The 14,589-nt window shown below is 41.9% G+C and carries 13 protein-coding genes; 9 read left to right on the plus strand and 4 right to left on the minus strand.

What is annotated here, in order from left to right; genetic code table 11:
* Nucleotides 1–300 precede the first annotated feature (300 nt).
* Entirely contained in the window at nt 301–771 is a 471-nt protein-coding gene (locus VEZ01S_RS09865; RefSeq protein WP_040890673.1) for a DUF302 domain-containing protein, read from the minus strand.
* Between the two features lie 184 nt (nt 772–955).
* Here VEZ01S_RS09865 and VEZ01S_RS09870 point away from each other — a divergent pair, with 184 nt between their 5' ends.
* Nucleotides 956–1,381: a hypothetical protein gene (locus VEZ01S_RS09870; RefSeq protein WP_021713899.1), complete on the plus strand. Its 426-nt coding sequence runs from the start codon at nt 956–958 to the stop codon at nt 1,379–1,381.
* Between the two features lie 27 nt (nt 1,382–1,408).
* Here the strand turns inward: VEZ01S_RS09870 and VEZ01S_RS09875 are convergent, their stop codons facing one another.
* Complete coding sequence (locus tag VEZ01S_RS09875) at nt 1,409–1,903, minus strand: peptidylprolyl isomerase (protein ID WP_021713900.1); 495 nt, start codon at nt 1,901–1,903, stop codon at nt 1,409–1,411.
* Between the two features lie 130 nt (nt 1,904–2,033).
* On the opposite strand from VEZ01S_RS09875, the gene VEZ01S_RS09880 reads away from it, so the two are divergent.
* The 8 genes from VEZ01S_RS09880 (at nt 2,034) to VEZ01S_RS09915 (ending at nt 7,607) form a co-directional block, all read left to right on the plus strand.
* The gene (locus tag VEZ01S_RS09880) at nt 2,034–2,309 is read left to right on the plus strand and encodes a nitrogenase-stabilizing/protective protein NifW (protein ID WP_021713901.1); all 276 of its coding nucleotides are present in this window, start codon (nt 2,034–2,036) and stop codon (nt 2,307–2,309) included.
* Nucleotides 2,310–2,414: 105 nt separating this feature from the next.
* Complete coding sequence (locus tag VEZ01S_RS09885; RefSeq protein ID WP_021713902.1) at nt 2,415–2,888, plus strand: DUF4442 domain-containing protein; 474 nt, start codon at nt 2,415–2,417, stop codon at nt 2,886–2,888.
* Between the two features lie 203 nt (nt 2,889–3,091).
* Nucleotides 3,092–4,588 carry an alanine/glycine:cation symporter family protein gene (locus tag VEZ01S_RS09890; RefSeq protein WP_021713903.1) on the plus strand — a complete coding sequence of 499 codons (1,497 nt, stop codon included), beginning with the start codon at nt 3,092–3,094 and terminating at the stop codon, nt 4,586–4,588.
* 347 nt (nt 4,589–4,935) lie between these two features.
* On the plus strand, nt 4,936–5,241 hold the full coding sequence (locus VEZ01S_RS09895) for a hypothetical protein (protein ID WP_021713904.1): 306 nt from the start codon (nt 4,936–4,938) through the stop codon (nt 5,239–5,241).
* A gap of 168 nt (nt 5,242–5,409) precedes the next feature.
* A complete protein-coding gene (locus tag VEZ01S_RS09900; protein WP_021713905.1) occupies nt 5,410–5,835 on the plus strand; it encodes a MarR family winged helix-turn-helix transcriptional regulator in 426 nt (141 codons plus the stop codon).
* A 98-nt stretch (nt 5,836–5,933) separates the two neighbouring features.
* Nucleotides 5,934–6,854 carry a hypothetical protein gene (locus VEZ01S_RS09905; RefSeq protein WP_021713906.1) on the plus strand — a complete coding sequence of 307 codons (921 nt, stop codon included), beginning with the start codon at nt 5,934–5,936 and terminating at the stop codon, nt 6,852–6,854.
* A gap of 236 nt (nt 6,855–7,090) precedes the next feature.
* Nucleotides 7,091–7,345: a type II toxin-antitoxin system Phd/YefM family antitoxin gene (locus tag VEZ01S_RS09910; RefSeq protein WP_021713907.1), complete on the plus strand. Its 255-nt coding sequence runs from the start codon at nt 7,091–7,093 to the stop codon at nt 7,343–7,345.
* On the plus strand, nt 7,338–7,607 hold the full coding sequence (locus VEZ01S_RS09915) for a Txe/YoeB family addiction module toxin (RefSeq protein WP_021713908.1): 270 nt from the start codon (nt 7,338–7,340) through the stop codon (nt 7,605–7,607). The genes VEZ01S_RS09910 and VEZ01S_RS09915 overlap by 8 nt, the downstream gene beginning before the upstream one ends.
* A 433-nt stretch (nt 7,608–8,040) precedes the next feature.
* Here VEZ01S_RS09915 and VEZ01S_RS09920 read toward each other — a convergent pair whose 3' ends face one another.
* Nucleotides 8,041–11,037 carry a DEAD/DEAH box helicase gene (locus tag VEZ01S_RS09920; protein WP_021713909.1) on the minus strand — a complete coding sequence of 999 codons (2,997 nt, stop codon included), beginning with the start codon at nt 11,035–11,037 and terminating at the stop codon, nt 8,041–8,043.
* 646 nt (nt 11,038–11,683) lie between these two features.
* Nucleotides 11,684–14,551: an aminomethyl-transferring glycine dehydrogenase gene (gene gcvP / locus VEZ01S_RS09925; protein ID WP_021713910.1), complete on the minus strand. Its 2,868-nt coding sequence runs from the start codon at nt 14,549–14,551 to the stop codon at nt 11,684–11,686.
* Nucleotides 14,552–14,589 lie beyond the last annotated feature (38 nt).

Consider the following 14,589-nt stretch of genomic DNA (forward strand, 5'->3'; position numbering starts at 1 on the left):
AGAATAATCTTCATACAGAGAAAAAACATGAACACTTGTTTACGATGAGTGCCACTTTTAGGCGTTTTTTTAATCGGTAATGATAAGAGATGGTGTAAACGCTATGCTAAAAGGAGCAGTTAAAATGGCGCTTACCCCTATTAAACATAAGGCATAGCGGTATTGTAAAAAGGCGATAAAAGTGGAAATGTGTGCAGTCGTGTAGGAAAGGGTGGTTTTAGTGAGATCTTATATTGAGCAATTTATAATGAGGCACAATAAGGAGTGAGGGTAAATTACACTCCTTGTTGTGAGTGGATATTATTGCTGTGTTGCTTTAGTTGCGAACATATTCAGCGCTTTACTAATTTTTCCTATGACTTCATCACAACCGGTGATGTTGTGTCGTGCTTTTAAGTAGTTTGGATCGTTGTAGGTAAGCCACACTAGACCGTGTTCATCTTGAGTAATCAGTGCTTTTTGTGGCAGATCAATACCTGCACTTTGCTGGCAAACCATAAGTGGAGAGCCCACTTTTGGATTCCCAAATAACACAAGTTCAGTTGGGCGTAGCGTAATACCGACGTTTTCTGCTGCTTCAGAGTGTTTGATTCGTGCAAAAGTAGTCATGCCTTTTTCTTTTAAAGCAGCAACCAGTCTATCTGCTGTCGTAGCAACGTCGTGGTGGCTTTTTAATGAGATCAATCCGTTGTCAGCTTGAACTGGATTACTGGCATGAGCGGTAACGCTCACAATGAGTGTCGCAAATAGGCTAAGTATCGTTTTTTTCATAGTCATTGGCTTATCCATTAATTTAGGTAATTAGTTCAACAATTTAGCTGAAATTCGGCGGCATTATTGAGTAAAGGGTAAAGTAAGTAAAGATGTGGTTAGCACGAATGTAAAGAGTGTGAGTGATTTGCTCTAAATTTGTGATGCAGCCGCGGAAATCAGATTGATATAGGGAAGAAATTGAATGAAAGTTAAACAGATGTTGTCGAGAGATAAAAGCGGTAGTGATGATACTCAGGCAGGTGATGTTGTGCGTTTCTTCTTGTTGTTATCGGTGGTGGTATTGATGTTTCCGATAGGCACCGCTCACGCCGCTACAGGCTTTTTAAAAAGTAAAAACACCCAAGCATTTACGACAGTGTGTTATTACGATGTATTGGGGGATACTCATAGCTTAAATATAGAAGCAACGGGCATATGCCCGCTGACCTACGAGTTTGACGTAACGCCAACACTCAAGCACCCTGCGCAAAACGCGAGTAAAACTGGATTCTTTAAGCGTGATGAAACCTCAGGTTTTAGTAAACTTTGCTATTACGATGTATTAGGCGAGTTAAATGTCATCACTATTGGCAGTACTGAGATCTGCCCACTGACATATCAGTTTTAATTTGTGCTGCCTTGGAGTGTTGTAAGGCTACGCGTGAATGGTCACTTTTTCTATAATGACAGGCTCAATAGGCATATCATCAAGACCTAATAATGAATGTGTCTTAAGCTTAGCAATGGCATTGACCACATCCATTCCTGCACAGACTTCACCAATGACGGCGTAGCCCCAACCTTGGTTTGTTGTCGCGGTATAATCGAGAAAGTCATTGTTATCAAGGTTAATAAAAAACTGAGAGGTGGCAGAGTGAGGAGCGTCGGTACGCGCCATAGCGACAGTACCTAATGTGTTCTTTAATCCTCGATTGGCTTCATTTACGATAGGGGCGTGTGTTTCTTTTTCGAGTAATTTTGCTGTAAATCCCCCACCTTGAATCATAAAGCCGTCAATAACGCGATGAAAAATGGTACCTTCAAAGAAACCCTCCTCACAATACCTAAGGAAATTCTTCGTGCTAACAGGGGCTTTATCCTTATTTAGCGTAATGCTGATATCACCGAGGTTGGTAGAGAGTACGATCATGTGTTGAATATCCTATGGAAAAAGGGAGCAGCTAAGTATACATTTTAAGCTTACGCAGTACTTCTTTATCTATGAAATTTATGTTGAGTGATGGGACTCGTTGTTATCGAAATATTTAAGGGCAGTACGTATGAGTTTTCATGATATTCAACAAAAATTAGCCACTTTTACCTCATTAGAAGAGGTGTTTGACTATTTTGAAGTGGATTTCGAACGTCGATTCGTTGAAGAGTATCGTCTACCGCTATTAAAACGATTTAACGGGTATTTATTGCTGGCTAAGCCTGATGATTGGTTTGCCGCGCGTAGAGTACTCAGAAATGCCTATTGTAAGATTCAGCGTGGCCGATTAGATCCTGCTACTCGCTCTGCGTGTCGAGGTTGCACGTCCTGCTTGAGACGATAAAGCTTAGAGTTCCCCACCTTAACTCGAAGCTCTTATTAACATTTTTTTGACAATAACGAGTGGTGTTGCTTAACTGGTACGACAAGTCTATTGTCGGTGATCTTTATGTTTACTCAGTTACAAAAAGCCAATTTTTATCTAGCGTGCTTTGGTTTTTTCAAAGTACCGCTGCTGTGGCTAAGTCGCCCTAAGATCATCGCCATCAATGATGAGATGGTTGAGATCAAGATCCCGCTAAGAAGACGCACTAAAAACCATTTAAACAGCATGTATATTGGGGCACTCGTGGTGGGGGCTGATGTTGCGGGCGGCTTTTTAGCTGCGATGAAAGCCAACCAGCAAGGCCGAAAAATATCGTTAGCATTCAAAGGACTCAATGCTGAGTTTTTGATGCGCCCAGAAAGTGATGTGCATTTTATTTGTCGAGATGGGCCGCTTATCGATCAAATGCTCGCTGAAACCATCGTCACAGGCCAGAGGGTGAATAAGAATATGCGGGTTGTCGCGCTGTGCCCAACCCTACACGGAGATAAGCCGATGGCCCAGTTTACAATTATGCTTTCCCTCAAAGCCAAATAACGGTCAATGTCTCTATTTATATTGTTATTTTATTTTTTAATATTTGATTTACGTCACTCTTTTCTTGTTGCCACTTCATATCGCCATCCTCTTTATCATGCTGGATAGAAAATAATATAAGAAGAATATGGATTAGGTTTCATAAGTAAGATACTGTTTCTTTTGATTTTATTTGCACTATTTATTCAAAAAGGAAGTTGTATATGCAAGGTTTAGTAGATTTCTTGAATGGGGTTATTTGGAGTCCCTTTCTTATCTACCTCTGTTTAGGCGCAGGATTATTTTATTCTATCCTAACTCGATTTGTTCAAATTCGTCATTTCTTCGAAATGTGGCGTTTATTATTGTCGGGTAAAAGCTCAGAAAAAGGGATCTCATCATTTCAGGCATTAGCCGTTTCTTTGTCGGGACGAGTGGGCACAGGTAATATTGCGGGAGTGGCGGCCGCTATTGGTTTTGGTGGACCGGGAGCGGTATTTTGGATGTGGGTTGTCGCCTTTTTTGGCGCGGCAACCGCTTATGCCGAATCTACTTTGGCACAAATTTATAAAGAAGAAGATGAAGGCCAATTTCGTGGTGGTCCGGCTTACTATATAGAGAAAGCGATGGGGCAGAAGTGGTATTCATGGATTTTTGCCATTGCGACGATTTTTGCGTGTGGCGTTTTGCTACCGGGTGTACAGTCGAACAGTATTGGTAATGCCGTAGAAACTGCTTTTGGTTCAGGCCCAATGATTGAAACAGCTATCGGTACGTTTAGCTTTGCTAAAGTGGTTACGGGCACTGTTGTGTCAATCATTCTTGGTTTTATCATTTTTGGTGGAGTAAAGCGTATTGCAAACTTTACTCAAATTGTCGTGCCATTTATGGCATTGGCTTATATTTTAACCGCCTTTGTTATCATCCTACTGCACATCACTGAAGTCCCACATATTTTTGCACTGATTATTGGTGATGCGTTCACCCCAATGGCAGGCTTTGGTGCAGCAATTGGTTGGGGCGTTAAGCGTGGCGTCTATTCAAACGAAGCCGGTCAGGGCACAGGGCCACATGCTGCCGCTGCTGCTAACGTGGATCATCCTGCACAACAAGGTTTAGTGCAGTCGTTTTCAATTTACATTGATACTTTATTGGTGTGTTCTGCAACCGCGTTCATGATCTTAATTACGGGCATGTATAACGTTCAAGGAGCCGACGAAGGTGTCTTTATTGTGCAAAATCTCGCAGCGAATATTGGTGCGAATGGACCCGCCTTTACTCAGTTAGCGATTGATAGCACGCTACCTGGTATTGGTAAGCCTTTCATCGCGCTAGCGCTGTTTTTCTTTGCCTTTACTACCATTCTGGCTTACTACTACATTGCAGAGACTAACATTGCCTACATTCGAAGAACGGTGAACATCAATGGTTTAAAATTTTTGTTGAAGTTGGTGATCATAGCGTCTGTTTTTTATGGCACCGTACGAGCGGCCAATCTGGCATGGGCGATGGGTGATGTTGGGGTTGGCTTAATGGCGTGGCTAAACATCATTGGTATATTGATTATCTTCTTTATGTCTAAGCCCGCTTTGAAAGCATTGAAAGACTACGAAGAGCAACAAAAACGGGGCGTGTCGGTGTACACTTTTGACCCCGTGAAGTTGGGTATTAAAGGCGCAACTTATTGGGAAAAGCTGATAGAAAAGTCATCTAAAAAGTAATTGGCTTATAAAAAGGTTTGGGCTTAGATAGAGATATCTAAGCCCTTTTTATTTCAAATGCACTTGGTTGTGTATCAATTATACTATTATAAGTAAGACTAAAAATTATATGCAATGACATTCATCACTGAAGGGATTGTTATATTTTTGAGTTTCTGACACACTATTAAAAGTAATTTAATTATGAAATAAAATTACATTCACGAGCAGAAGCGTGATCAAGATCGCTTATTTTGCTATTTGCGTGGTAATTAATAATCAAAAGTGTGAAAGTGACCACGGTATAGGGTTAATTGTATTATTATAATTCTTTTAACTGTGGTGTGTTGTTTATTTGGAGTGCGATTTTGTCTTGGCCGATTGTTTTTGATTTGATGAGTGTGCTATTGCTAGTAGTCTTAGCTGTAGCTGCTAGAAAATCGATGCAGCTGCTGAGAAATGATATTGCGGCTGCACAACGAGCTCATGCATCGGATAAACAAATTCGTAAGAATTTTGCAAAATTGAGTTTAAATAGAGCGATTTTGGTTCTTACTATAGCGACGATTGTCATCAAATCAGCGTTGATCCTTGGTCAAGTTCTGGACTTCGATTCAATTGATAAGCATGGTCTTCTTGATGAAGATGTTGTGCAATATATTGTTGTTGAATAGGCGCCAGCTCCCTACACTTTTACATCTGCTTTTCTTCCTCCCTTTACGCTATTTTTCATTGCGATCGTAGTGGGTGCAGTTTTCCTATCTTTTTAAAGCTTGAGCCATTAGGCTGAAGTAGATAAAATCAACTTCTTTTCCTGTAGCGATACGATATTGGAGTAAATTATGGATAAGAATGCAGTATCAGAAGCGGTTTTTAATATTGTTCATTCTTACAAACACGCCATTCGTGGTGAACTGCAAGCGCAAAATATCGCCTTAAATGGAATGCACGTACGTTGTTTATCATTTATCGACAAGCGTAAGCAATGTACCGCTAACGACATAGTGCAACACTTTGCTCGTGATAAAGCGCAGGTTGCTCGCTTAGTAAAAGAAATGATCAGCAACGATTGGCTGGTTAAATCACCCAACCCTGAGGATAAGCGTAGTCAGCTACTGTCTCTTACTGAGCAAGGTATTGCCTTGAGTCAGCAAATATCAAATGCTCAACAAAAAATCCAAGATAAAATGCAGCAAGATCTCAGTGAACAAGAACTTGAGATGTTTGTTACGGTTATGGATAAGTTGGCAAGAAATCTTATCCGTTAATTGAGTCATCCTATTCTAAATCGGTGTAAAATCTCACTTTTTTGTTTATAGCGTATATAGTTATGTGATTAGTCATTTTCTATATTTTGGACTTCTTAATGGAACTGAGATGTTTTTCCAAAGCCGCTGTCATTATTGGCACCTCTTTTGCCCCTTTCTATTCATCTGCGACATCATTTGAACTGCCGATCTGGAAGTCAGAAGCGGAAGAACGTGGTTATATTCTGCCAAAAGCATTTGGCATTAGTGTTGGCTACATGCGAGTTGAGCAAGGTATTAATGTCGACTCTATTTCGTTTGATGGATTAAAAACCCCAGAGATAACCATTCCGGGCATACCTCCCACAGTCATACCAGAGCAGCCCATCCCCGCAGAGCTTATTGGTATAGAGACATCCCCCGGTTTCCAGCGTAGTGACGTGTTTACCCTGCGAGCCGATATGTGGCTATTTCCCTTTTTAAACTTCTATGCCATCGCGGGGAAAATCAGCGGTTATTCGGAAACTAATATCAGTGTCGATATTGGTGGAAGGGACTTAGAAGATATACAAGATGAGAAGTTCCTGTTAGACCTAGATGGCAATATGTACGGTGGCGGCTTAGTGCTAGCGGGGGGCTATAAAGAATGGTTTACCATTATTGATGCCAGTTACACCAAGACCAATTTAACTGTCATCGAAGGAGGGATTGATTCCATCGTCATAACCCCAAGACTTGGCTACGACTTTACCAATCATGGCATGCCGATACGAGTATGGGGCGGCGCGCAATATCAAAATATCCAACAAACCCTAAAAGGCAAAATTAGCGACCTTGAATTACCTTCAGCTCTGGAAGGCTTATTGGGTTTCGTTAACAGCGATGATGAAGGACGCTTCATTGTAGAGCAAAGCCTAGCCAACGAATGGAATGCCGTTGTTGGCTTTAACTATGTCATCAATCCCAGTTTTAATATCATCGGTGAATTCGGCTTTGGCGATCGTCAAAGTGCTTTGATTTCGTTGGATACGCGGTTTTGATTATGTCATAGAGGGAGGTTGAATAAGAAAAATAGAGGTTAAATTCAGATAGATACTAGAAAGCAGTTGCAATTATCGTATTTGAAAGTTCTTACAATGTATCTGTGGTGGTGTTCATTATTCAATGGGACGTTAGTTACTTTATCAACACTTTTAATATGTCATGTCCAATTTACTGTACAAGTGCATGAGTGAAAACTATACTTGTTCCATTAAATGTACATGTGGAGATTCTAATGAGAATAGTATCTTTTACTGAGGCTAGAAATAGCCTTAAAGCGGTCTTGGACGGGGTCGTTAATGATGCAGATACAACCGTTATTACACGCCGTGACTCTGAAGATGCTGTGGTTATGTCTTTAGATTACTACAATAGTCTTATGGAGACAGTTCACTTACTACGCTCCCCTCAAAATGCTGAACACCTAAACCGTTCGATAGAACAGTATCGTGCAGGCAAAACAACCACACGCGAGTTAATTGATGAGTAGCAGTCAACGTTTACTGTCGTGGACGGATGATGCTTGGGATGACTACTTGTATTGGCAAACCCAAGACAAAAAAACACTCAAGCGCATCAACAAACTCATTAACGATGTTAAGCGCTCTCCTTTGGAGGGTATTGGTAAACCTGAACCATTAAAAGAAAATTTATCTGGTTTTTGGTCTCGTCGTATTGACGACACTAATCGACTTGTTTATGCAGTCGATGATCAAGTAATAACGATAATTTCGTGTCGTTATCATTACTAAAATTAGGTTCAGCAAACTAGCATCTAACAAATAAGGATTGAGCGTTGCGTCTCCAACTCATAATTCCGTTTGTTGAAGTCTCACCATACATCGTGGATCTGCTGTGTTCTAGGACATTTATCGTTTGGGGCTGTCGAGATTGCAATGACTGCTTCACCTTTGGCAATTAGATTAGTTGCGATCTCGCCTAGTTTCTTATTTTTATCAGAACCGTTTTCACCAACATATATATCATAGAGTCTTACTTCTTATGGTTAGGTTTCTTAGTCTAACTTATTGAAAATAAAAGGCTGATATCTTGATTAGCGACGTTGGAAGTTATTCGATACGACAGTGGCGACCAAGTCAGCGCCTATTATAAGAGAAAGTTAAATAGCACCTTCAAACTCACTATTTTAACTAATGAGAGTTTGAACGTGCACCTAAGTTCTCTTTATGATGTTTGATTGATTATCACGCGTAGTTTAATGCTTGAAATTTCATCAATATAGGCTTCAGTAGCTCCCAGAACAGATAGAATATCTTTAGAAATCAGAGGTTTTGAAATTGCTGGTTGAACGATAGCCACTCCAACTTTGAATGAGGCATATCTAGCAACTTTTGACAGATGGATTAGCTGTTCTAGCGTTCCTTTGTCTATACGTGATGCCTTCTCTTGACTTAACCTAACTCGCTCTCTATCGATTAATCTGTTGATCAGAGATTCTTTGTTAGCAAACCATTTAATACTTTTCACAGCTTGCCCCGCCACTTGATAGATATCATCTACTCGTGCTCCAGGCTTCGCTACGCCTTTCTTTTTAGTACAATATTTGCAGTGGTATAAATCTATAATTAGCTCGGAATCATCGTTATTTTTGATAGCTACAATATCAGCGATCTCTCCGCTACCATCGTCATCGAACACCAGATCGTAGTTATCTTTGATCTGTTGGATAGTATGGTACTGAATTGAGTGTGGGTGCTTTAGGTGTGTTTGGGATTCCACCGAAATATCAACGTCATCCCACAACCAGCCTTCAATATTGTTCAAGGAGTATAAGTATGCATACTCTTCATACGAATAGTATCTATACCCACCATCGATGATAGAGGTGTCCTCTAAGAAGAAAACAGGGGGATTTTCATCAAAGAAATCAGTCACTAGACGCTCCTCACTCCCTATGATTATGTATAAAGGTGTATCGGAGCTGTGAGTTACTTCTCCCTTGGCTGTAATGGTTGCTGAAACGCCAAATGATCCGCGAGGAGTCGAGATGTCAAAGTACCTGATGTTATCTTTATCATTAGTCTTATCTGATAAAGTTAGTTCGCAGTTGAATAATGTTTCCTCCCGCTTACCATCACTTAGATATATTTTTCGGTCATTCTTGCGCAATAGCCCAACTGGCCATTCAACATTGAGTAACCTAAGTTCTGGGTATTCGGTTAACTCTTCACTTTGCATAGCAGTTTTCAATACTTGGTTAGTATCGATAGACTCATCTAAGATTTTTTTGCCAACGTTTTTGCACCAGTCGATCCATTGCTCCAGAGAATCGCTGTCCATTGACCAGACTTTACCTTTGTATGAACACCCGACACTAACAAGTTTACCGTCCTCGTATCCTTTACCAAAAATATTGGATTTGATAGAACGTTTAGCTTCAATGTCTGGAATCTGATCATTGATTTCAGTTCCCGTATGCATAGAGTAGCGAAGACCTTTCTTGTTCTTGTTTAGACCAACATTTTGGAGCTTCAATCTCTTTAGTCCAGAAAGTGCACGAAATACCCGCTCTCCGTTTACTTGAGGAGCTCCTTCCGCGATTAATTTTGCTAAACGCTTTACAAGGCCATCCTTCGCAGATGAGTGGATAAAGAGTAACTTGTTTCGCTTATCAAAATAGGCGATATATAGATCCCAAGACTCGTCAAATAGCTCTTTAGAGCTTGACCATCCAACAGGAGCATATGATTTGACCGAAAAGACAAGGGTATCTTGCTCATCATTTAGAACAGAGTCATGAATCTGAAAATGCTTATTACTAAACTTATAGAAGTTTTCAGGTTTCCAAGTCGCAGCTCTTAAGTTAAACACGGTGGTACTTATACTTGGTGTTAACCCCAGATCCAGCAATTTACTTGGTTCTGAAAAGCCAGATTTGAAATCTTGGTACTTTAGCTCTGAAATTACCTTCTCACTGCTGATGTTACTGATGATAGAATTCCAGTCGGAGTCTTCATTGTACAGTTCTTGAAGGCAGTCGTTCAGTTTAGGGTTTGCTATGTTAGCAACAAATTTTGCATCCCCAACTCCTTCCGTTGTTCTCGTGAAGCGTCCAGTAAACTGGAGCATTACATTAATGCTTTTATGTGGGTCATGAATCGCTGAAATTTTTAATTGAGGTAAATCGAATCCTTCTCCGAGCATATTTACACATACGATTATTCGATGCTTTCCCGCCTTGATCGCTTTAAGAACTTCGTCTTTGCGTTTTGCTTTACTTGTAATTAATATAGGATTCAGTTCAGTCTCATTTTTATAGTATTCATATACTTGCGTTGCTCTTTTTATGTTGTTTGCTCTAGCCATCACCATGTGGTTAAGGCCGTTCTTCAAGTCGGCCTTCAATAAGTCAATAGCTTTCTGAGCAATCACTTTATCTGCTTTCTCTTCTACAAACTCTTTCACTGGATGAAACTCTATTGGCTTAAAGTAACCATCAAGTTGAGCTTTGCTAAGTGAATAGTTAAAAATAATTTTTCCGTCTACTCTAGAGCAGTCCGTTCGAAAAGGAGTCGCGGTAAATTGAAACACTGGTTTGTCGGCAAACTGCGCTTTTATTTGCGCCCAAGTGCTCGCTGTTACATGGTGTGCTTCATCCACAACTAGATGAGAACATGCTTTTGTTAATGTTTCTAAGGCATCCTTGTGGAACTGTGATAATGCAGCGGCAGTAGCAATGATTACATTCGAGTTTAATAGGTGATTGATTTCGATGATATCTTGAATGCCGTGTTTTATAGTCGCAACAATAGGGTTCTCGAAGCTGTCATTAAGCATCCCTAGTTGTCTTAAGAGCCCAAGTCCTAAAAACTTTTTCTTGGTTTGTTCGCGCAAGGCGTCAGAAGGCACTATAACTAGTGTTTTACGAAATCTACCCGCAACAACGATGGATAAAATAGTTTCGGTTTTCCCTGTTCCTGTTGGCATAACAATAGTTGCAGCACTGTTAGCTTCGGATTTTTCGTAACCAAGTGCAGCATAGATACCGCCAATTTGGGGAGGGCGCAAACCTGGGATTTTTAGAGCTAAGTTTTCTTCCTGAAAGATAAAATTGTTTACACACCATGTAGTATAGATTTCGTCAGGTGATATTTTTTTACCTGCTAAGCCTAACCAAGAAAGTTGGCTTTTTCCGACTAAGATCTCTTTTACGATTCCCATTTTCAATTCCTTTAAACATACACACATATGCAACATGGTTATTTGTAATAAGGTGCATATTGGTGCCTGTTGCTAATGTAGTCAATTGAAAATATTTAGACCTGATTAAGAATGTCCCTAATATTTTAGATACTTAGATGAGACTTACCGTTCACCTGACTTCAACCAGTCTTCAACGAACACCTCAAACAAAGGGTCATCAATCAAGTCACAGGGTTTGGCGGTTGCGTATTTATGACTTCGCGCTTCTGCTTGATACAAAGAGCGTTGTGCTACTCTTCGGGTAATCCCTCTTGATAAATAAATTCAAGGTCGTTGAGAAGTGAGGCAATAGCTTTTAATCGTTTAGTAGTGAGCTTATTCATAAGCGCTCCTCATATAGTTCATTGCCATAGTTATCTTCCAATTTGTTATACTCAGCGATAACTTCTTGGTAGCGTCTTAGCTTCTCTACGTTTGTTTCTGTTTGGGAATAAGTATGATCGACATTCATTAAAAATCCCCATATTTCAGCAAGAGTGAACTCTGGTAAGGACTTACCAGACAGCAATTTCTAGGTTACAGTGACATGAAAAAAGGCGAACCAAACGGTTCGCCTTTATTCTATCAGTCAATTTCCAACTTAGTTATCAGTGATCAACACCAATCACTCTTCCACATACTCATCAATACTTGGACAAGTACAAATCAAGTTGCGGTCGCCGTATACGTTATCTACGCGGTTTACGGTTGGCCAGTATTTCCAAATGCTTTGTGATTTGGATGGGAAGGCGCCGATTTCGCGTGAGTATGGGTGATCCCATTCGCTGCTGGCTAGGTCAACTTGGGTGTGTGGGGCGTTGACTAGTGGGTTGTTGTCTAGTGGCCATTCGCCGTCGCGGACTTTGTTCATCTCTTTGCGGATGGCGACCATAGCGTCACAGAAGCGGTTTAGCTCTTCTAAGTCTTCTGACTCAGTTGGCTCAATCATTAGTGTGCCGGCTACAGGGAATGACATGGTCGGCGCGTGGAAACCGTAGTCCATTAGGCGTTTTGCGATGTCTTCTTCGCTAATACCTGTCTCTTCTTTTAGAGGGCGGATATCGATAATACATTCGTGTGCAACACGGCCGTTTTTACCACGGTACAATACAGGGTAGTAAGGCAGTAAACGTTCCATCACGTAGTTGGCGTTTAGGATCGCAACTTCTGTGGCTTTGGTTAAGCCTTGCTCGCCCATCATGGCGATGTATGCCCAAGAGATAGGTAAGATGGAAGCGCTGCCCATATCTGCGGCAGAGATGGAGTAATCTTGGCCGTGTTCACCGTTTTCGATGTGACCCGGTAGGAATGGGGCAAGGTGAGATTTAACACCGATTGGTCCCATGCCAGGGCCGCCGCCGCCGTGTGGGATACAGAATGTTTTGTGTAGGTTAAGGTGCGATACGTCTGAGCCGATAAAGCCAGGGCTTGTAAGGCCAACCTGAGCGTTCATGTTCGCGCCATCTAGGTACACTTGACCGCCAGCAGCGTGCACCATTTCGCACACTTCTTTTACTTGCTCTTCAAACACGCCGTGTGTTGAAGGGTAAGTGATCATGATGCTAGATAGGTTATCAGCGTGTTTTTCGATTTTAGCGCTTAGATCTGTCATATCGATGTTGCCATCGTCATCACATTTCACAACCACTACTTTTAGCGACACCATAGAGGCTGATGCTGGGTTTGTGCCGTGTGCAGAGCTTGGGATCAAGCAAACGTTACGATGACCTTCGCCGCGTGATTGGTGGTAACGCTGAATGGCAATTAGACCGGCGTATTCACCAGAAGCGCCTGAGTTTGGTTGCAAAGAGAAATCGTCGTAGCCGGTGATTTCACACAGCTTAGCTTTAAGATCTTTTGCCAGTGCAGTGTAACCTGCGGCTTGCTCAGTAGGAGCAAACGGGTGAATTGAACCAAATTCTGGCCAAGTCACGGGAATCATTTCTGCGGCAGCGTTGAGCTTCATGGTACAAGAGCCCAGCGGGATCATGCCGTGTGTTAATGAGAAGTCTTTGTTTTCAAGCTGTTTTAGGTAACGCATCATCTGAGTTTCACTGTGATAAGTGTTGAACACAGGGTGCGTTAGGAAGCTTGAACTGCGGCGGCAATCTTCAGGGATAGCGGCAAATTCGTTTTGTGATACTTCGTTGCTTAGCGCTTCAATCGATTCGCTGACTTGGAACACACTAAACAGTGCAACAATGTCGGCAACGGTTGTGGTTTCATCAAAACTTACGCCTAGCTTGCCATCCAGTTTGCGAAGGTTGATGTTATCGCGTTGCGCTGCGCCATAAAGCGCGTCTGTTCTATCACCCGTTGCGATAGTCAGCGTATCAAAGAAAGAATTGTGGCAAAGCTCGTAACCTTGTTTGGTTAAGCCAGCAGCCAAAATTGCAGTCATGTGGTGGGTGCGACGAGCAATGGTTTTTAACCCTTCACAGCCGTGGAATACCGCATAAAACGCCGCCATGTTAGCCAGCAATGCTTGCGCGGTACAAATGTTTGAAGTCGCTTTTTCGCGGCGGATGTGTTGCTCACGAGTTTGCATTGCCATGCGCAGTGCTTGGTTGCCGTTTTTATCGATAGACACACCGATAACGCGGCCCGGCATAGTACGCTTGTGTTTGTCACGCGTAGCCATAAATGCCGCATGAGGACCGCCATAGCCCATAGGTACGCCAAAGCGCTGAGCTGAACCAATGACCACATCGGCGCCCATTTCGCCAGCCGGCTTTAACAGCGTTGAAGCGAGTAGGTCGGTCGCAATAGTCACTAAGGTTTTATTGGTTTGTGCTTGGCTGATGATATCCGTGAGATCGCGAACTTCACCGGTGGTGTTTGGGTATTGTAGCAGTGCGCCAAATACATCTTGCTCAGGTAATGAATCGGTTGCGCCAACCACAACGTCAAAGCCAATAAACTCTGCGCGAGTTTTTACAACTTCAATTGTTTGTGGGTGAACATCATCGGCGACAAAGAAGGTTTTGCTTTTGCTTTTGCCGGCACGTTTACAAAGCGTCATCGCTTCCGCAGCGGCTGTCGCTTCATCCAGTAGAGAAGCGTTCGCAATCTCCATACCAGTTAGGTCGATGATCATTTGTTGGTAGTTCAGTAGGGCTTCAAGGCGACCTTGAGAAATCTCTGGCTGATACGGCGTGTAGGCTGTGTACCAACCTGGGTTTTCTAGTACGTTGCGTAAGATAACGTTTGGCGTAAAGGTGTTGTAGTAACCTTGGCCAATAAAGGTGCGCTTGACTTGGTTTTGCTGAGCAAACTTTTTCATCTCTTCTAGCATACTCGCTTCACTCAGTGGCGCGTCTAGAGTCAATGGTTTTTCCAGCTGGATTTGCTGCGGCACGGTTTGTTGCACCAATTCATTTAGGCTTGTCGCCTTAATGCGCTCAAGCATTTTTTGTTGGTCAGCTAAGTTGGGACCGTTATGTCGTGAAACAAATTCGTTATCTGTACTTAAGCTACGTAGTAGATCAGTCATAATTCCTTTATACCTTACTTGAAGCCTTAATATGAGAC

It is taken from the genome of Vibrio ezurae NBRC 102218 (assembly GCF_000467185.1).
In the GTDB taxonomy this organism is placed as follows: domain Bacteria; phylum Pseudomonadota; class Gammaproteobacteria; order Enterobacterales; family Vibrionaceae; genus Vibrio; species Vibrio ezurae.

Excerpts from the sequence above, each read along its gene's own strand:
- VEZ01S_RS09865 (WP_040890673.1), bottom strand. The coding sequence starts at position 771 with ATGAAAAAAACGATACTTAGCCTATTTGCGACACTCATTGTGAGCGTT.
- VEZ01S_RS09870 (WP_021713899.1), top strand. The coding sequence starts at position 956 with ATGAAAGTTAAACAGATGTTGTCGAGAGATAAAAGCGGTAGTGATGAT.
- VEZ01S_RS09875 (WP_021713900.1), bottom strand. The coding sequence starts at position 1,903 with ATGATCGTACTCTCTACCAACCTCGGTGATATCAGCATTACGCTAAAT.
- VEZ01S_RS09880 (WP_021713901.1), top strand. The coding sequence starts at position 2,034 with ATGAGTTTTCATGATATTCAACAAAAATTAGCCACTTTTACCTCATTA.
- VEZ01S_RS09885 (WP_021713902.1), top strand. The coding sequence starts at position 2,415 with ATGTTTACTCAGTTACAAAAAGCCAATTTTTATCTAGCGTGCTTTGGT.
- VEZ01S_RS09890 (WP_021713903.1), top strand. The coding sequence starts at position 3,092 with ATGCAAGGTTTAGTAGATTTCTTGAATGGGGTTATTTGGAGTCCCTTT.
- VEZ01S_RS09900 (WP_021713905.1), top strand. The coding sequence starts at position 5,410 with ATGGATAAGAATGCAGTATCAGAAGCGGTTTTTAATATTGTTCATTCT.
- VEZ01S_RS09905 (WP_021713906.1), top strand. The coding sequence starts at position 5,934 with ATGGAACTGAGATGTTTTTCCAAAGCCGCTGTCATTATTGGCACCTCT.
- VEZ01S_RS09910 (WP_021713907.1), top strand. The coding sequence starts at position 7,091 with ATGAGAATAGTATCTTTTACTGAGGCTAGAAATAGCCTTAAAGCGGTC.
- VEZ01S_RS09915 (WP_021713908.1), top strand. The coding sequence starts at position 7,338 with ATGAGTAGCAGTCAACGTTTACTGTCGTGGACGGATGATGCTTGGGAT.
- VEZ01S_RS09920 (WP_021713909.1), bottom strand. The coding sequence starts at position 11,037 with ATGGGAATCGTAAAAGAGATCTTAGTCGGAAAAAGCCAACTTTCTTGG.
- gcvP (WP_021713910.1), bottom strand. The coding sequence starts at position 14,551 with ATGACTGATCTACTACGTAGCTTAAGTACAGATAACGAATTTGTTTCA.